Below are 22,206 nucleotides of genomic sequence, written 5' to 3'. Positions count from 1 at the left end.
TCGATTGGACTGCGCGCACTAACCGATGAGGGGAAGGCACCGCGTGAGTGTTCGTCGCTCGTTGCGCATGGTGGCGGTGGCCGGTGTGGTCGCCGGTTCCACACTGCTCGGGCCGTTGGCCGCGCAGGCGCAGCCCGGCGGGATCGAGCTGGAACCCGCCCCGGAACCACAACCCGTCGAAGCGCCGGTCGCGCCGAATCCCGTTGCCGGACCACTGGGCCCGTGGGATCTGCTCGGCGCCATCCTCGGCACCGGCTCGGCCGGAATCGGCTCTGCCGCCACGGGTTCGGCGGGCGTGGGCTCCGCCGGAGTCGGCTCCGCCGTCGGCGGCACCGGATCAGCGCTCGGCACAACGGGTTCCGCCGCCGTCGGTTCGGCGGGCGCGGGTGCGGGCGCACTGCTGCTCGGCACCGGCTCGGCCGGAGTGGCCACCGGCTCCGCCGCCCTCGGAACCGGCTCCGCCGCAGTGGGTTCCGCCGGGGTAGGCAGCGGCGTGCTGCTCGGCACCGGCTCCGCCACCTTGGCCACCCTGCTCGGCCTGACCGGTTCGGCCGGACTCGGAACCGGTTCCGCGGCAGTCGGTTCCGCCGCCGTCGGCACCGGCTCGGCGCTCGGCACCGGCTCCGCCACCCTGGCGGCGCTGCTCGGCCTGACCGGTTCGGCCGGACTCGGCACCGGCTCGGCCGCAGTGGGTTCGGCCGCCGTCGGCTCCGCGGCCGTGGGCTCGGCCGGTCTCGCCACGCTCTGCACTGGTTCGGCCGCCGTCGGCTCGGCCGGAATCGGCTCCGCCGGAGCGGGTTCGGCCCTCGGCTCGGCCGCGACCGGCTCCACCGGAGGTTCGAGCGCGCTCGGCTCCGCCGCCACCGGCTCGACCGGAGTGGGTTCGGCCGCCGTCGGCTCGGCGGGCGCGGGCTCGGCCGGTGTCGGCTCCGCCGGAGCCGGTTCGGCCGCAACGGGTTCCGCCGCGCTGGGCTCGGCGGGCGTCGGATCGGCCGCGGTCTGCGCCTCGCCGCTGCTGCTCCTGCTCATTCCGCTGCCGACCCCCGAGGCGACGCCCCCGCCGGTGCCGCTCGAGATTCCGCAGGCCCCGACTGTGCCGAACCCGCCGAATGTGCCGCTGCCCGTGGTGGCCCCGGTGGTCGTGCCGCCCGCGGTGGAGGCCGCCCCGGCTCCGCCGCCACCACCGCCCGCGCCGAATCCCGTACTGGCGCAACCCAGTCCCCAGGTGAAGCCGACCTCCGACACGGGCCTGCTGCCGCCGATCGAACTGCTGTCGGTCATCGGCGGACTCCTCGCGCTCACCCTGGCGGGTGCGGGTTCGGGTGCGGTCAGCGCGCAGAGCGCGTCGGCGGCCCAGGCGCGCATCGATGCCGCGCGCGCCGAGTTCTTCGGACCGAGGGCGTGAGGGGCCAGCGATGACCGAGAGTCGGGCGCATAGCAGCGCGAGCAGGTCCTACCGTCGAGTGGCGGCCGCCGTGGACGCGGTCTGCGCGGTCGCCGCCGACTACGACGCCACCACGCTCGACCAGGTGGTGGATGCCATCTCGCTGGAGCGGCGGCGGCCCATCGAAATCGCCAGTGCGCAACTGGGTCCGGGCGTCTGTGGCCAGCGCCGCAGCTATCCGGACCGGGATGTGATCGTGCTGGCCGCGACGCTGCCCACCCGCGAGCACACCCTGGCCCACGAGTTGGGTCATATCGTGTTCGACCATCCGGGCGAGGCCGCGACCGAGGTCACCCTCGAGGCGAGCGACGACCTCATCGCCTACATGCTCAGCCAGCGCGCGCATCAACAGATCGTCGACCTCGGCGAGGACGAACTGTGCGAATGGGAGGCGGAGACCTTCGCCAACATGTTGATGACCCGATTGCGCGTATTCAACAACCGAGGCGCGGGCGTCTCGGTCCTCCGATTCGACGAGGCACTCGGATGACTTTTTGGCTGACAGCTCTGTTGGTGTGGATGGCGGCCGGTGCGCGCGTCGGCCGGGTGCTGGTGAAGCCAGCCACCACCGCCCGCGTGGCCATCGTGATCGCCGTGGCCTCGGTCGCGGCGGCCTCGACCATCGCGATTCCGGAGGTCGCGGTCGCGCTCGACCACATCGCCCCGGCCGGTGTGCGCGGAATGTGGTTGTCCGACAGGGTGACTCCCGCGCTGTGGGTGCTGTTCGCCACCGCCACCTCGGTGGTCGCCGCGGCGGCCTGGCCCGTGGTCTCGCGCCGGAATCTGCGCCAGATCTCCTGGATGATCTACGCGGGCGGCGTCGTGGCCATGGTCTTGACTCTGTTCTGGTCCACCGCCTTCGGCTGGGTGGTCACCCTGCTCGAATGCGTCTTCATCGCCATTACCGGTGTGCGCAATCTGGACTGGACCGCACTGGGCCGCGGCATCGCGCTCTACACCACCGGCACCGTGGTGGTCGGCGTGCTGTCGGCGCTGTCGCTGCGCCGCGCGCTGAACCATGCCGAAATGCCGAAACCGGAACAACCGGACTGGTTCTGGCCCGCCTGGCAGGTCGCGGCGCTGCTCATCGCGGTGGGCGCGGTGTGGATCGTGATCGAGCTCTGGCTGCGCGCCCGTTTCCTGCTTCGCGAAATTCGCACGCTGCACCGGGTTTTGGTGGGCCGCTTCCCCGAGGTGGAGACCAAGGACCAGACCGGTTCGACCACCCAGCTCAAATCCTCCGACCAGGTCGCCCAGATCATGGACGCCCTGTTCCTGCAATCCGGCGGCGGCGTGGAGCTGGTGGAGGCGGGCACCCCGCCCGACTCCATTACCGAACGTGCCGAACGGGTGGCGCGTTGGGCGCGAAATCCCTTCGGGGACACCGTGGTCGACGGCCGCTGGATCGCGCCGCCCCCGGGCGTGAGCCCGCGCGGCTGGGCTCAGGCCATTGCCCGCGCATTCGACGCGGAATTGGAGCGCGGGGCGGCGATCACATCCAGTTCCGCCAAGGGCTGAAGTTCCCGCGAGGACGGTGTTCCCGCGAGGGCGGCGTGCCCGGCATATCCATTTGTGTGGAAAGTGCACATTGCACAGTTCGAGTGTGCGTATTGCACAACTCGATTCGCAATATCGCAAAACGAAACGACCTCCCACTGGCCGTATCCGGTGCCGCACCGAGAATCGGTGTGACACACCAGTGGGAGGTCGTCTCTACTTACTGTCTACCCTGAACGTCGGTGGCGTATGCCAGCTTTACACATAATCGCCCCGGCGCAGGGGTGTACGCCACATGGTCTCTGTGCCCTGAGACCGGTCTAACACTCCGCATCTCCATCGCACCACGGGGAGCAGACGATCCGGCACCGCCCTGCAAGCAGTGCCGTCCGCCGTAGCGCTCCTAGTGCCGAGATGGAGGAGTCCTGTGACAAACCAACACAGTGCGGTTCCGAGTCACCCGCACTGTGTTGCCTTGAGGCAGGGCCTATTCCGTCCCGTCCGGAGGAATTTCGGGCAGCCCCTCGGAGGCCCGCAACTTCTCCGCCATGGAGGTGAGGAGGTTCTGAGATTCCTCGGAGAGATCGAACGCTCTCGACGACAGTCGACGAAGTCCATAGCCCTGCAGCTGGGACAACAGCTCGAGATCATGATCGATCTTGGCAGCGTAGATGTCGTTGAAGAAGTAGTCCGGTTTGACCTTGAAGAACTTCGCCAGTGCCGCCACCGTCTCGTCCGACGGATTCGTGCGCTGTCCCGACCGCAGCTGTGACAGATACGGTTTCGAGATCGGATGGCCGGAGGCCGTCAAGGCCGCCGCCACCTCTGCGTTGGTGTGCGGCTTACGCCCCGGGGGATGCACGGTTTCGAACAGCTTGTTCAGCCGCGCCGCGAAATCAGCCATTGTGAGCCGCCCAATTCCCTTCGCTGTACTAACAGTCGTTATCTCGGATACGTATCATTGATATTAGCGGCTCAGTAACTGAAAACCTACGCCTGATTCGCGATTTCCTTGAACCTTCTAGCCGGTGATCCGGGGAAGCCGCCGTGGCTTGGGCGTTTGCGGGCCACCCCCATGGTTCTTGCGGATGGCTTAAGAGGCCCGGTTCTGGCCCGTCGCGAAGGTCTTCCCCGACGGGCCCCCAGTAGCCTTAAGATAGCTGACAAGTCATCTTCTTGTCTGTACCGGAGTTTGTGTGGCGTACGCCACGTTTCGGCCTTCGTAGGATGAATGTTCAACCTCGTGGCCGAAAATGGTTGGTGACTACAGCCTCTCGATGATCGTGCCTGTCGCAAGTGCGCCACCGCAGCACATGAGGATCATGGCGGTGTTCTTGTCGGAACGCTCGAGTTCGTGCAAAGCCGTTGTGATCAACCGAGATCCGGTGCTGCCGACGGGATGCCCGAGTGCGATCGCGCCGCCATTCACATTCACCCGATCGAAGTCGGGCTTGTGCACCGAGGCCCAGGAGAGCACCACCGACGCGAAAGCCTCGTTGATCTCGAACAGGTCGATATCGCTCATGCTCATGCCCGAGCGCTCCAGCAGGCGCTGGCAGGCTTGAACCGGACCGTCGAGTTGGTATTCCGGTTCGCCACCCACCAGGCACTGCGAGATGATGCGGGCCCGCGGACGCAAACCATTGCGCTCGGCGGCCTTTTCGTCCATCACCAGCACCGCGGCGGCGCCGTCGGAGATCTGCGAGGAGGTGCCCGCGGTGTGAATTCCACCCTCCGCCACCGGCTTCAGCTTGGCCAGCCCCTCGCGGGTGGTCTCGCGCAGACCCTGATCGCGGGAGACGTCCATGGTCTCGCCGGTGAGGTTGCCCTCCTTGTCGACCTGCGGGGCGTTCTTGATGGTGAGCACCTCGCGGTCGAACCGGCCCTCGGCCCAGGCCCGCGCGGCCAGGCGCTGCGAACGCTCGCCGAGTTCATCGGTGTCGTCGCGAGTTATGCCGCGCCGCTTGGCGATTCGCTCCGCGCCGGTGAACTGGTCGGGCATGTCGATATTCCAGGACGCGGGGCGGCGCGGCCCGGCGTGGGTTCCGACGTTGGCCCCCAACGGAACATGGCTCATGGACTCGATACCGCAGGCCAGGCCGACCTCGATCGCGCCGGTGGCGATGAGGCCCGCGACCATGCCCACCGCCTGCTGCGCCGAACCGCACTGGTTGTCGATGGTCACCGCGCCGGTCTGCCAGGGCAGGCCCGCGTGCAGCCACGCGGTGCGGGTGACATTGTTCGACTGCTCGCCGACCTGCATGACGCAGCCGCCGACCACCTGCTCGACGAGCAGCGGATCCAGCTCGGCGCGTTCGAGCACGCCCTGCTGGGCCGCGCCGAGCAGTTCCGCGGCGTGCAGACCGGCGAGCCAGCCATTGCGCTTACCGACCGGCGTGCGCGCCGCCTCGACGATGACGGGTGTACCCATGTCGTTCCTTTCGGATGCAAACTGAAACAGGTTCACGCCTGTTACAGCCGTTAACTAAAGCGTCTTCCTCTGTCGTACCACCTGTGCTTCAATGATGGTAGAACGTGTTTCAGTTGGTCGAAGGAGACTACTGGTGGTGGATACGTCAGCGCGGCCGAATGTGCCCGAGGACTTCGATGTCACGGACCCCGATATGTGGGCGAGCGGGGTCCCCGAGGCGGAGTTCGCCGAACTGCGCCGCACCGCTCCTATCTGGTGGAATCCCAAATCCCCGAAGGTCGGCGGCTTCCAGGACGACGGCTTCTGGGTCGTCACCAAACATGCCGACGTGAAAGAGGTCTCACGTCGCGGCGATGTGTTCTCCACCTACGAGAACACCGCCATTCCGCGTTTCAACGACGACATCACCCGCGAGCAGATCGAGATGCAGCGTTTCGTGCTGCTGAACAAGGACGCTCCGGAACACACCAAACTGCGCAAGATCATTTCCAAGGGCTTCACGCCCCGGGTGATCAATGGCCTGCGCGCCGAGCTGACCGCGCGCGCCGAGCGCATCGTGCGCGCCGCCGCCGAATCCGGCACCGGCGACTTCGTCGAGCAGGTGGCCGCCGAGCTGCCGCTGCAGGCGATCGCCGAACTCATCGGTGTGCCGCAGGAGGATCGGATGAAGATCTTCCGCTGGACCAACGAGATGACCAGCTACGACGATCCCGACAGCGATGCCGATCCCATGGTCGCCTCCACCGAGATCCTGGGCTACGCCTACATGATGGCCGAGGCGCGCAAGCAGTCCCCGGCCAGTGACATCGTGACCGAGCTGGTGCAGGCCGAGATCGACGGTGAGGCACTGTCTTCGGAGGAGTTCGGCTTCTTCGTCATGATGCTGGCGGTGGCGGGCAACGAGACCACGCGCAATGCCACCACGCACGGCATGCTCGCCTTCATGGAACATCCCGAGCAGTGGGAGCTGTTCAAGGCGCAGCGGCCGAAAACCGCCGCCGACGAGATCATTCGGTGGGCGACGCCGGTGAGTTCGTTCCAGCGCACCGCCCTCGAGGACACCGAACTCGCGGGGGTGCGGATCAAGAAGGGGCAGCGGGTGCTGCTGTCCTATCGGGCGGCGAACTTCGACGAATCCGAATTCGAGGATCCGTACACCTTCAATATTCTGCGAGATCCCAACCCGCACTTGTCCTTCGGCGGCACCGGCGCGCATTTCTGCATCGGGGCGAATCTGGCGCGGCTGGAGGTGGAGATCATCTTCAACGCCATTGCCGATCACCTGCCGGATATCACCGCCCTCGGCGATCCTCGGCGACTGCGCTCGGGCTGGCTCAACGGTGTGAAGGAACTCCAGGTCGACTACAAGACCCAGAGCGGTTGCCCCGTACGGCACTGAGGCACGGAACCACTCAGACACGAACAGAGCGGGCGTCCGAAATCCGGACGCCCGCTCTGCTTTTCGGAACGCTATTCGGGTTTCATGGTGCCCATCGCGCGCTCGGTCTCCCAGAACGCGCGCAGGGCGAGGATCTTGCCGTCCTCGTCCACCTTGTAGGTGAACACGCCCTCGGCATCGATGACCTGCCCGCCCATGCGCGTCCGAATGCGACCGGTGAAGGCCACTTCACGTCCGCAGGCGAAGGAGTCGTCGAAGAGGAATTCGATGGAGTCGGTCTGCGCGATCGCCTTGTCCCAGAAGGCCGCGATGGCCTCGGCGCCTCGATGACCCTTGCCCTCGGGGTCGAAGAACGACGGACCGATCGGATCCTCCACAATGCCGTCGGCGGCGAACAGCGCTACCCAGGCCGCCTTGTCGCGGGCGCGCACCGCCGCCTGCGAGGCGGCACCGGCGACGCGGGCGGGGTGTTCGGTCGTGGTGGTCACGGCTGCTCACTCCCTACTACCCACATCGAGAAGTACTGCGAGCCACCACCATACGCATGGCCGAAGGCCTTGCGGGCGTTTTCGACCTGGTAGTCCCCGGCCCGGCCCATGACCTGCTTGGCGGATTCGGCGAAGCGAATGAGTCCGGACGCGCCGATCGGATTGGAGGAGAGCACGCCGCCGGAGGGATTGACCGGCAGCTTCCCGCCGAGCGCGGTGTCACCGGAATCGGTGAGCTTCCAGCCCTCGCCCTCGGGCATGAAGCCGAGGTTCTCCAGCCACATCGGCTCGAACCACGAGAAGGGGACATAGATTTCGGCCGCGTCGATCTCCTCGAGCGGATTGGTGATTCCGGCCTGCGCCCACAGCGCCTTGGCGGCCTCCTGTCCCGCGAGGGGATTCACCTGATCGCGGCCCGCGTAGGCGAGCGGTTCGGTGCGCATGGCGGTGCCGTGCACCCACGCCACCGTGCGCCCGCGCGCCTCCATGGCCTTGGCCGAGGACTCGTCGCCGATCACCATGGCGCACGCGCCGTCCGAGGAGGGGCAGGTCTCGTCGAAACGGATGGGGTCCCAGAGCATTTGGGAGGCCAGCACCGATTCCATCGAGATATCGGCCTGCTTGAGGTGCGCGTGCGGATTGCGCGCGCCATTGCGGCGGTCCTTCACCGCGACCATGGCCCCGATGTGCAGCGGGGCATTGGCGCGTCGGATGTAGGCGCGCACGTGCGGCGCGAAGTAGCCGCCCGCGCCCGCGCCCACCGGCTTGGTGAAGGGGACCGGATTCGACAGTGCCCACATGGCATTGGATTCCGACTGCTTCTCCCAGGCGACGGCGAGCACCTTGCCGTACACGCCCGCCTGGACGTGGTTGGCGGCCACGATGCCGGTGGAGCCGCCCACCGAACCCGCGGTGTGCACGCGCAGCAGCGGTTTTCCGGTGGCGCCCAGGGCATCCGCCATGAACAGCTCCGGCATCATGGAGCCCTCGAAGAAGTCGGGGGCCTTGCCGACCACGACCGCGTCGATATCGGCCATGGTGAGTTCGGCATCGGCGAGCGCCCGGTCGATGGCCTCGCGGCACATACCGGACATGGACACATCCGACCGTTTGGTCACATGGTTGGTCTGGCCGGTACCGAGTACGGCGGCGGGGTTGGTCATCGTGCCTCCATCGTGGCGACCAGGTTCTGCTGCAGCGCCGGACCGCTACTGGCATGGGCCAGTGCGCGATCGGCGTTGCCGTTGATGATTTCGGTGGCGGCGAAGCCGATCCGCTCGAGACCCGCCGCGAAGAGGGGGTTGCCCGAGAGCGGGCCGCCCGAGGGGTTGATGCGCGTCGAGCCGTTCAGGCCGATGGCCTGTTTGAGGATCATCTCCTCGTGGCTGAACTGCGTATTCAGTTCCGCCACATCGAATTCGGCACCCTCGGCTCCGGCGGCGCGGGCCGCCCGGGCGGTCGATTCGGAGACGGTGAGGTCGCGCGCACCCAGCATCGGGGTGTCGATGTAGTGCGCCATACCGGTCAGCCAGGCCGGGCGCTCGCACAACTCGCGCGCCCGGTCGCCCACCGCGAGCACGATGGCGGCCGCGCCGTCGGTGATGGGCGCGATGTCGTGGGCGCGGAACGGATTGGCCACATACGGTGCGGCCAAGAGCTTGTCGATATCGGTCTCGGTGCGCGCGGTGGCGTCACCGGAGCCCGCGGCGGCGCTGCGGGCGGCGACGGCGGCCATATCCGCCTCGGTCCAGCGGCCCGCGTCCAGACCGGCACGCGCCTGCAGACCGGCCATGGAGACCGCGTCCGGCCACAGCGGCGCGACCAGGTACGGATCGGTCTGCAGCGTGAGCACCTGGCGCAGCGTGCCCGCCGACGGCTTGCCGAAGCCGTACACCAGCGCGGTCTGCGCCTGTCCGGAGCGCAGTTTCACCCACGCCTCGTACAGCGCCCAGGCCGCGTCCATCTCCACGTGGGATTCGTTGATGGGCGGCACCGCGCCGATGGAGTCGATGGCGGAGATGAACGAGAAGGCGCGTCCGGCAAGGTAATCCGAGGAGCCGGAGCACCAGAAGCCGATATCGGCGGTCTTGATGTCCAGGGCCTTGTACAGCTGCTCGAAGCAGGGCTGGAGCATCTCCACGCCATTGGTGGTGCCGAAGGTCTCCGGCACGTGCGGCGCGTGGGCGAACCCCACCACCGCGATTTCGTTTGTGTTGTTCAAGGTTTCAGCGCCTCTCTACAGGTGGTGCGCGAAGGACTCGTACTCGGCGTCGGGCTCGCCGGTGGGCTCGAAGTGGGAGATGTTGTCGAGGCCGTAATCCCACTCCTCGCGCGGCTTCCACACCGCCTTCACCTTCATGCCCATGCGCACATCGCTGGCCTCGATACCGAGCACCAGATGCAGGAACGGGATGTCCGCGCCGTCCAGCAGGATGTAGGCGGCCACGTACGGGGGCTTGATGCGCTGGCCCTGGAACGGCACGTTGACCACGCAGTAGGTGGTGACGATGCCGGTATCGGGCAGGTCGACGGTCTCCTCGGTGGGTGCGCCGGTGCGCGGATCGGCGCCGCGCGGCGGGAAGTACACCTTGCCGTCGTTGCCCGCCTTCGCACCCAGCAGCCTGCCCTCCACGAGCGCCTTCAGGAAGGCGGTCTCCTGCGGCGCGGCGGTGTGCTTGAAGCTCAGGTCGATCGGCGTGATGATGCCGGTAATGGGCTCGGCTTCATCGGAAGGCGTTGCGGCGACCGAGAATTCGCCGGGCTCGAAGCAGGCGATGTCGTGAATGAAGCCCTTGCGCTCACCGGCCCAGCGCGCCCGCACCCGCATACCGGTGCTGATGTCGTCGGGCGTGGCGACGTCCACGGCGTGCAGCAGGGCGGTGTCGGCGCCGTCGAGCTTGATGAGCGCCCACGCGAAGGGGCGGTCGAAGGGCTGGCCGGGCAGCGGTTCGGCCACCCAGGTCCAGGACTGCACGGTGCCCACATCGGCCACGTCCACGAATTCCGTGAGCGGCTCGGCGGTGATCGGATCGAATTCCGCTGGCGGCACGATCACCCGGCCATCGGATCCGCGCACGCCGACGATCTGCCCGGCGCGCAGGCCGGTGAGGAATCGTCCAATGGTCGGACCGGTGGAGCGGGTGTAGTCGAACTGCATCCGCAGCGGGGCGGCGAGTACTTCGGTGTTCCCCAGAGTCACGGAATCGAGTAGAACAGGTTCTTATTCTGGTCGCAAGAGTCCAGTTGGGAAGGGAGTCGATCATGCGGTTCGGGTTGCAACTCGGTTATTGGGGTGCACAGCCGCCCACGAATGCCCGGGAATTGGTCGTCGCGGCCGAGGAGGTCGGGTTCGACGCGGTGTTCACGGCGGAGTCGTGGGGATCGGACGCCTTCACGCCGCTGGCGTGGTGGGGTTCGGACACGAGCCGGGTGCGGCTGGGCACCTCGGTCGTGCAGCTGTCGGCGCGCACGCCCACGGCCACCGCCATGGCGGCCTTGACGCTGGACCATCTCAGCGGCGGTCGGCACATTCTCGGCCTCGGCGTCTCCGGGCCGCAGGTGGTGGAGGGGTGGTACGGCCAGCCGTTTGCCAAACCGTTGCAGCGCACCCGTGAATATGTGTCGATCGTGCGGCAGGTGCTCGCTCGCGAGGGCAAGGTGAGCAATGACGGGCCGAATTATCCGCTGCCCTACAACGGGCCGGGCGCGACCGGTCTGGGTAAACCGCTCAAGCCGATCACCCACCCGCTGCGCGCGGATGTGCCGATTTGGCTTGGTGCCGAGGGCCCGAAGAATGTGGCGCTGACCGCCGAGATCGCCGATGGCTGGCTGGCCATCTACTACACGCCGCGGCTGGCCGATATGTACAACGAATGGCTCGACGAGGGCTTCGCGCGCGCGGGTGCTCGGCGTTCGCGAGCGGATTTCGAAATCGCCGCGACGGCGCAGGTCATTCTCACCGACGACCCCAAGGCCGAACTCGATCGCATGCGTCCGGTCATGGCGCTCTATATCGGCGGCATGGGCGCGGAGGAACTGAATTTCCACGCCCAGGTGTACCGGCGAATGGGGTACGGCGACGCGGTGGACGACATCACCCGACTGTTCCGTTCCGGCCGCAAGGACGAGGCCGCCGCCGCGGTGCCGGACGAGCTCATGCTCGACACGATGATCATCGGCAACGAGGCGCATGTGCGCGAGCAGTTGAAGGTGTGGGAGAACGCGGGCGTCACCATGCTGCTCGTCGGTGTCCGCGACACCGCGCAACTACAGCGTCTCGCCCCCCTGGTGCAGTCGTAGAACGAGTTCTAGATTCGGTCAGGGTGTCAGCGGGCCCTCCAGTACCCGCTCACCCGAGACCCGGTCGCCCTGCCAGCTGAACTCCGGATCCGTACTCGCCTTGCGCTGCCAGAGCAGCAGGAGCAGATCCGATACAGGAGCGGCGATTTCGGCGATCGGCTCGCCGGGGCCGTAGACCCAGATTCGGCCGATGTCGTTGGCGCGCACCTGAATCGCGGTCTCCGGGGCGGGTGCGAGCTTGCGGTCGATCATGCGCGGGGCGAACATGTCGAACACCTCGGCGATACCGTCGGCCGCCAATTCCGATTCGAACGGCTCGCCCTTGCCGAGCGCGTCCTGCGCATCCCACAGGTGCATGGCCGTCTCGTGGGCGCGCCGCCGTCGCCAGAAGCCGACAGTGCGCGGCGCCGACCGCGTGAAAGTCCATGCCTCCGTTGCCGGATCGACCGACAGCGCGGTCACCAGAGCCGTGGCGGTGGCGTCGAACCAAGGGCGCAGTTCGACCGGATCGCGCGGCGCGGGCGTGCCCTGCTCGTCACCGCGCTGCTCGGCGACCGCGGTCACCACCCACTCGTTGCCGCGGCAGACGTGGTCGACCAGGTCGTAGAAGGTCCAATCGCCGCAGTGCGGAACCGGAGTCGACAGATCGACATCCGCGGTGAGGAGTTCACCGAAAGCCGTCAGCTTCGCGCGCAGGATCGCCAAGAAGTCCATGCCGTCACGGTAATGGGGTTCCCACGCGGGTGTGACGCACGTAATGTGGCACGGGCCACAAAATTTTGTGGCGCGGGAGGAATTCGGTGGGTTGCCTCACACAAGAACACGTTCTATTTTCATCTTGTGAGCCACAACATAGCGGACCTTGTCGAACACGCCATCGACCTCATGCCCGATAACGTCGCTCTGGTCGACGACACTCGCTCGGTCACCTATGCCGAGCTCGAGGCGCGAGCCAATCAACTCGCCCACTACCTGCGGGAACAGGGTGTGCAGCCCGGTGACAAGGTGGGCATCTACTCGCGTAACACCATCGAGGCCGTGGAGGCCATGGTGGCGGTGTTCAAGGCTCGTGCGGTCATGATCAACGTGAACTACCGGTACGTCGAGAACGAGTTGCAATACATCTTCGAGAACTCGGATATGGCCGCACTCGTCGTCGAACGCCGCTACACCGACAAGGTCGCCAATGTGTGGCCGAATCTGCCGCAGCTGAAGTCGGTCGTCGTGGTGGAGGACGGCACCGATCTGCCGACGCCCGAGGGTGCGGTCGAATACGAGACGGTGCTCGCGCAGTCCTCGCCCGAACGCGATTTCGAGGAGCGCTCGCCCGACGATCTCTACATCCTCTACACCGGCGGCACCACGGGCATGCCCAAGGGCGTCATGTGGCGACAGGAGGATGTCTGGCGCGTACTCGGCGGCGGAATCAACTTCCTCACCGGCGAATACGTCACCGACGAGTGGGAGCAGGCCCGCATGGGGGCCGCCAATCCGCAGATGGCGCGCTACCCCGTCGCCCCGATGATCCACGGCGGCTCGCAGTGGGCCACCTTCCAGAGCCTGTTCGGCGGCGGCAAGACCCTGATGGTGCCCGAGTTCAGCGGACACGGGCTGTGGCAGGCCGTGGAGAAGCATCAGATCAACATGCTCTTCATCACCGGCGACGCGATGGCCCGGCCGATGGTGGACGCCCTTATCGAAGGCAACCCGGAAACCGGTGCGCCCTACGAACTTTCGACCATGTACATCATCGCCAGCAGTGCGGCGCTGTTCTCGCCGACGCTCAAGGACAAGATGCTGGAGCTGCTGCCGAACCGCATGATCACCGATTCCATCGGTTCGTCGGAGACCGGCTTCGGCGGTTTGTCGATGGTCGCCAAGGGCCAGACCCACACCGGCGGCCCGCGCGTGAAGATCGACGCCTCCACCCAGGTGCTCGACGACGACGGCAATCCATGCGAGCCGGGCTCGGGCAAGATCGGCTTCCTGGCCCGCAGCGGGCATATTCCGCTGGGCTACTACAAGGACGAGGTCAAGACCAAGGCCACGTTCAAGGAGATCAACGGCAAGCGCTACTCCATTCCGGGCGACTATGCCCGCGTGGAGGAGGACGGCACCGTGACCATGCTGGGACGCGGTTCGGTGAGCATCAACTCCGGTGGCGAGAAGATCTACCCCGAAGAGGTCGAGGGCGCGCTCAAGTGCCATCCGGAGATCTTCGACGCGCTGGTCGTCGGTGTGCCGGACGAGCGGTGGGGCCAGAAGGTGGTCGCGGTCGTGCAGTGTCGCGGCGGGAACCGGCCCTCGCTGGAGGATCTGCGGCCCGTGCTGACGCAGGAGATCTCGTCGTACAAGATGCCGCGGGCGCTGTGGTACGTCGAGCAGATCAAGCGCAATCCCGCGGGTAAGCCGGACTACAAGTGGGCCAAGGCGCAGACCGAGGAGCGCCCGGCCGACGAGGCCGCCCCCGCACCCGTCACCAAGTAACCGAGCCTACTTCGGGATCGGTCGCACCGCGGGTCGCGACCGATCCCGAAGTCGTTTCCATCTGCAACGATGTAGCGCATCCTGCTGTTTCGTCGATAGCGAAAACGTATGGAAATGCAGCCGTTTAGGACGGCCCCACTTGTCGGTGGGTTGTGCGAGAGTGGCCACATGAGCGAGCGATCCGGCAGAACCACCGCCTCCTTGGATGAGGTGTTGAAATCATTCGAGGGGCATCGCCGCGAGCTGTGCGCCTACGCCTACCGCATGCTCGGTTCCTCGTTCGAGGCCGAGGACGCCGTGCAGGAGGCCTTCACCCGCGCCTGGAAGTCCTACGACTCGTTCGAGGGCCGGTCGAGTGTGCGGTCCTGGCTCTACAAGATCACGACCAATGTCTGTCTGGACATGTTGGACGGGCCGCAGCGCCGCGCCCGGCCCATGGACCTGAACGGTCCGTCCACGCCCGATGCTCCGATGACCATGCCGGAGCCGGATTACGTGTGGGTGGAACCGATTCCGAACGCACTGGCCTTCGGGGCGGATCCGGCCGAGGCCGCGTCGGCCAAGGACAGCCTGCGGCTGGCCTTCGTCGCGGCGGTCCAGCACCTGCCCGCCACCCAGCGCGCGATCCTCATCATGCGCGAGGTGCTGCGGTTCTCCGCCAGTGAGACCGCCGACATGCTGGTCATGTCCCCGGCCTCGGTGAACAGCGCCCTGCAGCGCGCCCGCGCCACCATGTCGAAGGTGCAGCCGGACGAGTCCGCCAAGAAGTTCGACGAGACCGACGAGGCGCAGCGCAAACTCATCGACGATTTCGTGAAGGCCTTCGAGTCCTACAATATGGACGCGCTCACCGCGCTGCTGAAAGAGGATGTGGCGCTGTCGATGCCGCCGCTGTCCTTCTGGGTCTCGGGCGCGGAGAATGTCGCCCCCTTCATGCTCGGCCACGGCCAGGCCTGCCGCGATTCGCGCATGGTGCCGCTCGCGGGCGCGAACGGCCTGCCCGCCTTCGGTCACTACAAGCCCAGCGATCGGCCGGGCGTGTGGGTGCCGTGGTCCATCACCGTGCTGGAACTGGACGGCGACCGGATCTCCGGACTCAATTTCTTCCTCGACACCGACAAGCTGTTCCCGCTGTTCGGGCTGGCTCCGGAGTACGTCGAGAACTAGACCTCGTCGACGCGCACGGTGGATGCGCCGGGGTGGTCCGGCGCGGCGCGACGACATGCGTGAACGGCCCGTTGGGAGATATTCCCGGCGGGCCGTTTGCATTTCGCTGTCTTCATACCCCACGGGGGTATGAGATTGATCACGTGTCGGAGGTCTATCTTCTGCATACCCCCCATGGGTATATCTATCCCGTCGGAACATTCCGGGCCCCCAACGGGAGTCCCGCTAGTCCTCAGGGAGTGAATTCCAATGTCCACACAGCTATCGGCCCCGCCGTCGTCGCGGCGCTGGGTCGCGTTGGGGCTCATCGCCCTCGCGCAGTTCATGGTCATCATGGACACCTCGATCATCGGCGTCGCGCTGCCGAAAATGCAGGAGTCCCTTGGTTTCTCACAGGAGAATCTGTCCTGGGTCTTCAATGCCTACGTCGTGGTGTTCGGCGGGCTGTTGCTGCTGGGCGGCAAGCTCTCCGACATCCTCGGGGCGCGCCGGGTCTTCCAGGCCGGATGGGTGATCCTCGGAATCGGTTCGCTGGCAGCCGGACTCGCCTCCAATGCCGCCGTGGAGCTCATCGGCCGCGGGGTGCAGGGCGCGGGCGCCGCGCTGATCGCGCCCTCGGCGCTGACGCTGCTCATGATGATCTTCGGCAGTAATCCGAAGGAGCTCACCAAGGCGTTCGCCGTCTACGGCGCGGCGGCTCCGGCGGGCGGCACCGCGGGTGTGTTCCTGGGCGGGCTGATCACCGAATACGCTTCGTGGCCTTGGGTTTTCTATATCAATATCCCGCTCGCGCTGATCGCGCTCGTCGCCGCGCCCGCCCTGCTGCCGGACGGCGCGATGGCTCCGCACGGCTCGGTCGACATCCTCGGTGCCCTGACCGCCACGCTCGGACTGGGAGCCGCCGTCTTCGCGGTGGTGCGGGCCGAGTGGGCCGCCGTATCGACCTGGGTGATCCTGGCCGTCGCCGCCGCACTGCTGGCCGCCTTCGTCGCCATCCAGGCGCGGCGTAGGGAACCGCTCATGCCGCTGGCCATCTTCCGGGCTCCGGATCTGGGGGCCGCCAATCTCGCACAGGTGCTGCTGGGTGCGGCGTGGGTGCCCATGTGGTTCTTCCTCAACCTGTACCTGCAACAGGTGCTCGGCTACTCCGCCTTCCCGTCGGGTGCGGCGCTGCTGCCCATGACCGCGCTCATCATGGTCGGCATGGTCGCGCTGTCGCCGAAGTTGTTCGCCCGCTTCGGGGCTCGGACCATGACCGTCACCGGTCTGGTCGTGCTGGCCGCCGGACTCGGCTGGCTGTCGTTCGTCCGCGCCGACGGGAACTTCTGGGTCGACGTCCTGCCCGGCTCGCTGGTGGCGGCCCTGGGTATGTCGCTGGCCTTCATTCCCACGCTGCAGACCGCCATCTCCGCGGCGGCTCCCGAGGAGGGCGGCCTCGCCTCGGGCATCGTGAACACCGGCTACCAGATCGGCTCCGCCCTCGGGTTGGCCGTGGTCACCGCCATCGCCTCGGCCGCCGGTGCGGAGGAGCTGGGTGACAAAACCGAGCTGGCGCAAGGCTTCTCGGCCTCCTTCGTGGCGGCCGCGGTCATCGCGCTCGCGGCGGCCGGGATCGCCCTGGCGACCTTCCGCAAGCCCGCCCGTACGGAGGTGACCGCTGGAATCTGACCCGTTCTGTCCCCCTCGAATGCGCGAATGCGAACGGCCCGCCGAGATTCGGCGGGCCGTTTCACGTGTCGTGGCTCAGGAAGCGCCCGGGTAATCCATGTAGAAGGGCTCCCACTGGTGCCCGTCCGGATCCAGGAAGGTGCGCCCGTACATTCCGGCCTCGGCCTCCTCGGCGCGGCGGCTGTCATCCGCCTCCTCGGTGCCCCCGGCGCGAATGGCGGTCTGTACCAAGGTATCCACCTCGTCGGCGCTGCCCAGCGAGAGCGCGTACGCGGCCGAGACGGTGCCGACGGTGTCGGCGATGGTGCGCTTGCTGAAGGTCGTGAAGAAGTCCTTGGTCAGCAGCATCAGGCAGATATTGTCGTCCACCACGATGCAGGCGGCGTTGTTGTCGGTGAAGTCCGGGTTCACCTTCCATCCCAAGGCCTCGTAGAACTTCATGGACCGTCCCAGGTCGGCGACGGGAAGGTTGATGAAGATCATTTTGCTGGGCATGGCCGGTTCCTTTCAGCGCACGTTGCTTGTCACAGGTAAGGACGAACCGGGCGTCGGAAACTCATCGGTGCCCCGGAAAACGACAATGGGGCGGCGGCACGAAGACCGTGCCGCCGCCCCATTGTCGTGCGAGCTCAGCTATGCGTATCGGCGAGGATTCCGCCGAGCGCGCGCAGGTGGTCGGTCGCGCCGCCGAGCGCGAACTCGTTGTGCTTGGCCGCGGTGAAGTACTGGTTCACGATGTGGTCGCGGTCGATGCCGACGCCGCCGTGTACGTGGACGACGGTGTGGGCGATGCGGTGGCCCGCCTCGGCCGCCCAGAACTTGGCGGTGTGGATCTCGGCCTCGGCGTCCAGGTCCTCGGCGAGCCGCCAGGCGGCCTGCTGCACGGCCAGGCGCACACCCTGCAGATCGATGTAGGCATCGGCGAGGCGCTGGGCTACGGCCTGGAAGCTGCCGATCTTGCGGTTGAACTGTTCGCGTTCGCGCGCGTAGTCGGCGACCAGTTCGAGGCCGCGCTCGAGGGTGCCCAGCTGTTGGGCGGCCAGGCCGAGCCAGGCGCGCCGCAACAGCCAGGTGAGAATCTCCGAGCCCTGCTCGAGGGTGCCGACCAATTCCGCCGGGGCCCCGGCCAATTCGACCTCGGCCTCGGGGGAGCGGTCGGTGACCAGCTGGTCCTTGATGCGCACGGCGGCATCCGACGGGTCCACCAGGAAGACGGCGGCGACGCCGGAGACGCTGGCGGGCACCAGGATTCGGGTGGCCTGGCGAGCGTAGGGCACGGCGATCTTGACCCCGGACAGCCGCCAGACGCCGTCCTCGTCGGCCGTGGTGACCGGCTTGGCCGGTTCCCAATTGCGTTCCTCGGACAGTGCCACGGTGAGGATGGCCTCGCCGGTGGCGGCCTCGGCGGCCAGCTCGCGCTGGGCCTCGGAGCCGAAGCGGGCCAGCGCGCCCGCGCCGAGCACGATCGAGGGCAGGTAGGGCACGGCCGCCACGGACTTGCCGAGTTCACGCAGGATGGCGGTCTGCTCCAGCACGCCGAAATCGCTGCCGCCCACCGCATCCGGGAGCGCGGCGGCCAGGACGCCGGTCTCGGCGAGCGAGTTCCACAGCGCCGCGTCGAAACGCACCGTGGCATTTCCCTCGGCATCGGTATTGCGGTCGAGTTCGCGCAGTTTGTCGGCGGTGACGAGCTTGCCGGTCACCTCGGCGGTGAGGCGGGCCAGATCCTGCTGCGCTTCGGTCAGGGTGAAATCCATGGGAGGTACCTTGCTTTCGATACTCAGCGCGTAGCGGGGGGCTGCTTCAGGGCGGTCATGGCGATGATGTCGCGCTGCACCTCGTTGGTGCCGCCGCCGAAGGTCAGGATCAGGCAGGCGCGGTGCATGCGCTCGAGTCGGCCGCGCAGCTGCGCGCCGGGGGAGTCCTGGCGCAGGTAGGCCTGCGGGCCGAGGACCTCCATGAGCAGGCGGTAGGCCTCGGTGGCCAGTTCGGTGCCGTACACCTTGCAGGTGGAGGCGTCCCACGGCCTCGGCGCGGCATCCCCACCCGCGTCGGCCCGGGAGGCGATCTCCCAATTCAGCAGCTTCAGGTACTCCACCTTGGCGTGCACGCGCGCCAGGTTGATCTGCACCCACTCGTCGTCGATGATCCGGGAACCGTTGGAGTTCTTGGTTTCCCGCGCCCACTCGGTGGTCTGGCGCACCGCCAGGGCCAGCGGGGCCGCCGAGGTCAGCGCCACGCGCTCGTGATTGAGCTGGTTGGTGACCAGCGACCAGCCGCCGTTCTCCGGGCCGACCATGTTCTCGTGCGGAATCCGCACGTCCTGGTAGTAGGTGGCGCTGGTGTCCGGGCCCGCCATGGTGTGCACGGGCGTCCACGAGAAGCCCTCGGCCGTGGTCGGCATGATGAACATCGAAATGCCCTTGTGCTTCTTGGCATTCGGGTCGGTGCGCGCGGCCAGCCAGACGTAGTCGGCGTAGGCGATGAGGCTGGTCCACATCTTCTGGCCGTTGACGATCCATTCGTCGCCGTCGCGCACGGCGGAGGTGCGCAGCGAGGCGAGGTCGGTACCCGCGCCGGGCTCGGAGTAGCCGATGGCGAAGTGCAGTTCCCCCGCGGCGATCTTGGGCAGGAAGAACTTCTTCTGCGCCTCGGTGCCGTAGTGCATGATCGTCGGCGCGACCGAGTTGATGGTCAGGAACGGCACCGGCGCACCCGCGATGGCGGCCTCGTCGGTGAAGATCAGCTGATCCATGGTCGAGCGGTCCTGCCCGCCGTACTCCTTGGGCCAGCCCAGCGCGAGCCAGCCGTCGCGACCCATCTCGGCGACGACCTCGCGATAGACATTGCCCTGGCCGTACTCCCCGGTCTGCGCCGAGAGGGCCTCGCGGCGTTCCGGGGTGATCAGCCGAGCGAAGTATTCGCGCAGCTCGGCGCGCAGCTGTTCCTGCTCCGGCGTATACGCAATGCGCATAGTGCTACCTCATGCCTTCTTTCCAGCGTTCAGCCGATCATTACACAAGTACTGAAACATGTTCCAGTATCGGCCCTCGAAACCGGCCTATCGGCTATCCCTGCGGGTGCCGTCTTGTTAGGCTCGCCCCGTAGCTGTGGCAAAGGAGTTGGCTATGAAGGTGACTGTCGATCTCGACCAGTGCGAAGCGAACGGCATCTGTGTCGGAATCGCCCCCGACGTGTTCGATCTCGATGACGAAGACGTTCTGCACATCACCGCCGCCGAGGTGGCGGCCGCGGACGAGGACGATGTCCGCACGGCTGTCGCGCAGTGCCCGAAGGCGGCCTTGAAGCTCATCTGAGGCGGGCCTTGCTAGCAAGGTGTAACACGTTCTAAAGTCGGCCCGGTGAGCGATTCTGATGTGAGTCTTGCGGGCCGGGTTGCGATCGTGACCGGCGGCGGCGCGGGGTTGGGGCGGGCGGAAGCCCTGGCTCTGGCCCGCGCCGGTGCTTCGGTGGTGATCAACGATCTTGCCGAAAACGATGCCGTCGCCGCTACCCTCGCCGATATCCGGGCACTGGGCGCGAAGGCGGAGTTCGTCGCGGGCAGTATCGCCGAGCGGTCCACCGCCGACGCGCTGATCGCCACGGCCGAGGAGGCCTTCGGCGGCGTGGACATCGTGGTCAACAATGCCGGGATCACCCGAGACCGCATGCTGTTCAACATGTCCGACGAGGACTTCGACGCGGTCGTCGCGGTGCACCTGCGCGGCCACTTCCTCTTGACCCGCAACGCGGGCGCGTACTGGCGGGCGAAATCCAAGGAGACCGGTGCGCCGGTCTACGGCCGCATCGTCAACACCTCGTCCGAGGCCGGACTGCTCGGACCCGAGGGGCAGGCCAACTACGGCGCCGCCAAGGCGGGTATCACCGCGCTGACCCTCTCGGCCTCGCGCGCGCTGGGCCGTTTCGGCGTGCGCGCCAATGCCATCGCACCGCGCGCGCGGACCTCCATGACCGAGAAGGTCTTCTCGGCCGCGCCCGAGGACGGCCCCGATCCGCTCTCGCCCGACCACGTCGCCCGTCTGGTGGCCTATCTGGCCGCCCCGGCGGCCGACGCGATCACCGGGCAGCTCTTCGTCGTCTACGGCCCGATGGTGGCCCTGATGGCCGCTCCGGTGGTCGAGCGGCGCTTCGACGCCGAGGGTGAATGGACCGTCGACGGCCTGGCCGCGACACTGGGCGAATATTTCGCCGAACGCCCTTCCGGCGCTACGTTTTCGGCTTCCTCACTGATGGATCTCGGCTGATAACGCCGTAGCCGAGGTTATGTCCCAGGCCCCCGGTTGATCACGCGATCAACTATTGGTAGGAATGGGGTTCAACGGTGTGGGGCGGCTCACAAGGCGCTTCCTCGCACGCCGGTAATCTCATAGTGAACCAGTTCTCGAGCGCTTGAGACCCGAGCGGAAAAAGAGCAGTTCAAAACCCGCAAAGGGCTTACGCTGACGCGCTGAACATGTTCTAATCATCCAACGGGGCGTAGATCACATTCTGATCTCGTGCGCTATAAAGCAAGGCAGGGGCAGGAGGAAACGCGGGAATGAACGACGTTCTTGCCGTGCCGTTGCGGGCGGTCGGGGGGTTCTTCGAACTCGCCGGAAGCGTCGCCCGCGCGACGGTACGGCCGCCATTCCAACGGCGCGAATTCATCGACCAGGCCTGGTTCATCGCCCGGGTCTCCATCATGCCGACGCTGTTGGTGGCGATTCCGTTCACCGTGCTGGTGCAGTTCACCCTCAACATCCTGCTCCGGGAAATCGGCGCGGCCGACCTCTCCGGCGCGGCCGCGGCCTTCGGTTCCATCACCCAGGTCGGGCCCATGGTCACCGTGCTCATCGTGGCCGGTGCGGGAGCCACCGCCATCTGCGCGGATCTGGGCGCCCGCACCATTCGCGAGGAGATCGACGCCATGCGGGTGCTCGGCATCGATCCCATCCAGCGGCTCGTGGTGCCCCGCGTACTCGCCTCCATGTTCGTGGCGGCGCTGCTCAACGGCCTCGTCAGCACGGTGGGCATCCTCGGCGGCTTCCTGTTCTCGGTCTTCCTCCAGGACGTCAATCCGGGCGCGTTCGTCAATGGCATCACCCTGCTGACGCAGTTCCCGCAGCTCATCATCTCCGAGGTCAAGGCCACGCTGTTCGGGCTCTGCGCCGGGCTGGTCGCCTGTTACCTCGGCCTGAATGTCAAAGGCGGACCCAAGAGCGTGGGCGACGCGGTGAATCAGACGGTCGTCTTCGCCTTCATGGCGTTGTTCGTGATCAACGTGGTCGTCACCGCGGTCGGCATCAAGTTCACGGCGCGGTGATTC

Annotated in this window: 21 protein-coding genes; 11 read left to right on the top strand and 10 right to left on the bottom strand. The window is 66.9% G+C overall.

Going from position 1 to position 22,206, the window contains the following annotated elements; genetic code table 11:
• Positions 1 to 43 precede the first annotated feature (43 nt).
• Genes ACIBH2_RS26915 through ACIBH2_RS26905 form a run of 3 tightly spaced genes read left to right on the top strand, consistent with a single transcriptional unit; the run spans position 44 to position 2,962 of the window.
• The gene (locus ACIBH2_RS26915; RefSeq protein WP_397122295.1) at positions 44 to 1,405 is read left to right on the top strand and encodes a hypothetical protein; all 1,362 of its coding nucleotides are present in this window, start codon (positions 44 to 46) and stop codon (positions 1,403 to 1,405) included.
• Between the two features lie 10 nt (positions 1,406 to 1,415).
• Positions 1,416 to 1,934, top strand: coding sequence for an ImmA/IrrE family metallo-endopeptidase (locus ACIBH2_RS26910; protein ID WP_397122293.1), 519 nt, complete (start codon positions 1,416 to 1,418; stop codon positions 1,932 to 1,934).
• A complete protein-coding gene (locus ACIBH2_RS26905) occupies positions 1,931 to 2,962 on the top strand; it encodes a hypothetical protein (protein WP_397122291.1) in 1,032 nt (343 codons plus the stop codon). Before ACIBH2_RS26910 ends, ACIBH2_RS26905 begins: the two co-directional genes overlap by 4 nt.
• A gap of 466 nt (positions 2,963 to 3,428) precedes the next feature.
• On the opposite strand, the gene ACIBH2_RS26900 is transcribed toward ACIBH2_RS26905, so the two are convergent.
• Complete coding sequence (locus tag ACIBH2_RS26900) at positions 3,429 to 3,845, bottom strand: helix-turn-helix domain-containing protein (protein ID WP_011207048.1); 417 nt, start codon at positions 3,843 to 3,845, stop codon at positions 3,429 to 3,431.
• A 360-nt stretch (positions 3,846 to 4,205) separates the two neighbouring features.
• Entirely contained in the window at positions 4,206 to 5,372 is a 1,167-nt protein-coding gene (locus ACIBH2_RS26895) for a steroid 3-ketoacyl-CoA thiolase (RefSeq protein WP_397122289.1), read from the bottom strand.
• 94 nt (positions 5,373 to 5,466) lie between these two features.
• On the opposite strand from ACIBH2_RS26895, the gene ACIBH2_RS26890 reads away from it, so the two are divergent.
• Positions 5,467 to 6,771 (top strand): cytochrome P450, encoded by a 1,305-nt coding sequence (locus ACIBH2_RS26890; RefSeq protein WP_397122287.1) that lies wholly within the window; start codon positions 5,467 to 5,469, stop codon positions 6,769 to 6,771.
• Between the two features lie 71 nt (positions 6,772 to 6,842).
• Here ACIBH2_RS26890 and ACIBH2_RS26885 read toward each other — a convergent pair whose 3' ends face one another.
• The 4 genes from ACIBH2_RS26885 to ACIBH2_RS26870 are packed head-to-tail and all read right to left on the bottom strand — an operon-like array spanning position 6,843 to position 10,416.
• Positions 6,843 to 7,259, bottom strand: a complete 417-nt coding sequence (locus ACIBH2_RS26885) for a nuclear transport factor 2 family protein (RefSeq protein WP_397122285.1) — start codon at positions 7,257 to 7,259, stop codon at positions 6,843 to 6,845.
• Positions 7,256 to 8,422 carry a thiolase domain-containing protein gene (locus tag ACIBH2_RS26880; RefSeq protein ID WP_397122283.1) on the bottom strand — a complete coding sequence of 389 codons (1,167 nt, stop codon included), beginning with the start codon at positions 8,420 to 8,422 and terminating at the stop codon, positions 7,256 to 7,258. The genes ACIBH2_RS26885 and ACIBH2_RS26880 overlap by 4 nt, the downstream gene beginning before the upstream one ends.
• Positions 8,419 to 9,480 (bottom strand): thiolase domain-containing protein, encoded by a 1,062-nt coding sequence (locus ACIBH2_RS26875; RefSeq protein WP_397122281.1) that lies wholly within the window; start codon positions 9,478 to 9,480, stop codon positions 8,419 to 8,421. The genes ACIBH2_RS26880 and ACIBH2_RS26875 overlap by 4 nt, the downstream gene beginning before the upstream one ends.
• Positions 9,481 to 9,495: 15 nt before the next feature.
• Complete coding sequence (locus ACIBH2_RS26870) at positions 9,496 to 10,416, bottom strand: Zn-ribbon domain-containing OB-fold protein (RefSeq protein ID WP_397123034.1); 921 nt, start codon at positions 10,414 to 10,416, stop codon at positions 9,496 to 9,498.
• Positions 10,417 to 10,520: 104 nt separating this feature from the next.
• On the opposite strand from ACIBH2_RS26870, the gene ACIBH2_RS26865 reads away from it, so the two are divergent.
• Positions 10,521 to 11,558: an LLM class F420-dependent oxidoreductase gene (locus tag ACIBH2_RS26865; protein ID WP_397122279.1), complete on the top strand. Its 1,038-nt coding sequence runs from the start codon at positions 10,521 to 10,523 to the stop codon at positions 11,556 to 11,558.
• Positions 11,559 to 11,576: 18 nt separating this feature from the next.
• Here the strand turns inward: ACIBH2_RS26865 and ACIBH2_RS26860 are convergent, their stop codons facing one another.
• Complete coding sequence (locus ACIBH2_RS26860; RefSeq protein ID WP_397122277.1) at positions 11,577 to 12,272, bottom strand: maleylpyruvate isomerase family mycothiol-dependent enzyme; 696 nt, start codon at positions 12,270 to 12,272, stop codon at positions 11,577 to 11,579.
• A gap of 126 nt (positions 12,273 to 12,398) precedes the next feature.
• Between ACIBH2_RS26860 and ACIBH2_RS26855 the strand changes: the two genes are divergently transcribed.
• The 3 genes from ACIBH2_RS26855 (at position 12,399) to ACIBH2_RS26845 (ending at position 16,880) form a co-directional block, all read left to right on the top strand.
• On the top strand, positions 12,399 to 14,045 hold the full coding sequence (locus ACIBH2_RS26855) for an acyl-CoA synthetase (RefSeq protein ID WP_397122275.1): 1,647 nt from the start codon (positions 12,399 to 12,401) through the stop codon (positions 14,043 to 14,045).
• 168 nt (positions 14,046 to 14,213) lie between these two features.
• The gene (locus ACIBH2_RS26850; RefSeq protein ID WP_397122273.1) at positions 14,214 to 15,212 is read left to right on the top strand and encodes a sigma-70 family RNA polymerase sigma factor; all 999 of its coding nucleotides are present in this window, start codon (positions 14,214 to 14,216) and stop codon (positions 15,210 to 15,212) included.
• A 249-nt stretch (positions 15,213 to 15,461) separates the two neighbouring features.
• Entirely contained in the window at positions 15,462 to 16,880 is a 1,419-nt protein-coding gene (locus tag ACIBH2_RS26845; RefSeq protein ID WP_397122271.1) for an MFS transporter, read from the top strand.
• A gap of 75 nt (positions 16,881 to 16,955) precedes the next feature.
• Here the strand turns inward: ACIBH2_RS26845 and ACIBH2_RS26840 are convergent, their stop codons facing one another.
• From ACIBH2_RS26840 to ACIBH2_RS26830, 3 genes are all read right to left on the bottom strand, one after another.
• On the bottom strand, positions 16,956 to 17,375 hold the full coding sequence (locus ACIBH2_RS26840; protein ID WP_397122269.1) for a VOC family protein: 420 nt from the start codon (positions 17,373 to 17,375) through the stop codon (positions 16,956 to 16,958).
• A gap of 134 nt (positions 17,376 to 17,509) precedes the next feature.
• Positions 17,510 to 18,637 carry an acyl-CoA dehydrogenase family protein gene (locus ACIBH2_RS26835; protein WP_397122267.1) on the bottom strand — a complete coding sequence of 376 codons (1,128 nt, stop codon included), beginning with the start codon at positions 18,635 to 18,637 and terminating at the stop codon, positions 17,510 to 17,512.
• A 23-nt stretch (positions 18,638 to 18,660) separates the two neighbouring features.
• Positions 18,661 to 19,854 carry an acyl-CoA dehydrogenase family protein gene (locus ACIBH2_RS26830; protein ID WP_397122265.1) on the bottom strand — a complete coding sequence of 398 codons (1,194 nt, stop codon included), beginning with the start codon at positions 19,852 to 19,854 and terminating at the stop codon, positions 18,661 to 18,663.
• Positions 19,855 to 20,008: 154 nt separating this feature from the next.
• Between ACIBH2_RS26830 and ACIBH2_RS26825 the strand changes: the two genes are divergently transcribed.
• From ACIBH2_RS26825 to ACIBH2_RS26815, 3 genes are all read left to right on the top strand, one after another.
• Positions 20,009 to 20,197 (top strand): ferredoxin, encoded by a 189-nt coding sequence (locus tag ACIBH2_RS26825; protein ID WP_397122263.1) that lies wholly within the window; start codon positions 20,009 to 20,011, stop codon positions 20,195 to 20,197.
• Between the two features lie 45 nt (positions 20,198 to 20,242).
• The gene (locus ACIBH2_RS26820) at positions 20,243 to 21,145 is read left to right on the top strand and encodes a 3-oxoacyl-ACP reductase (protein ID WP_397122261.1); all 903 of its coding nucleotides are present in this window, start codon (positions 20,243 to 20,245) and stop codon (positions 21,143 to 21,145) included.
• Positions 21,146 to 21,438: 293 nt separating this feature from the next.
• Positions 21,439 to 22,203, top strand: coding sequence for an MlaE family ABC transporter permease (locus ACIBH2_RS26815; protein WP_397122259.1), 765 nt, complete (start codon positions 21,439 to 21,441; stop codon positions 22,201 to 22,203).
• Positions 22,204 to 22,206 lie beyond the last annotated feature (3 nt).

Source organism: Nocardia sp. NPDC050406, assembly GCF_044459025.1.
GTDB lineage: Bacteria > Actinomycetota > Actinomycetes > Mycobacteriales > Mycobacteriaceae > Nocardia.
This window is presented reverse-complemented; position numbering and strand designations above follow the sequence as displayed.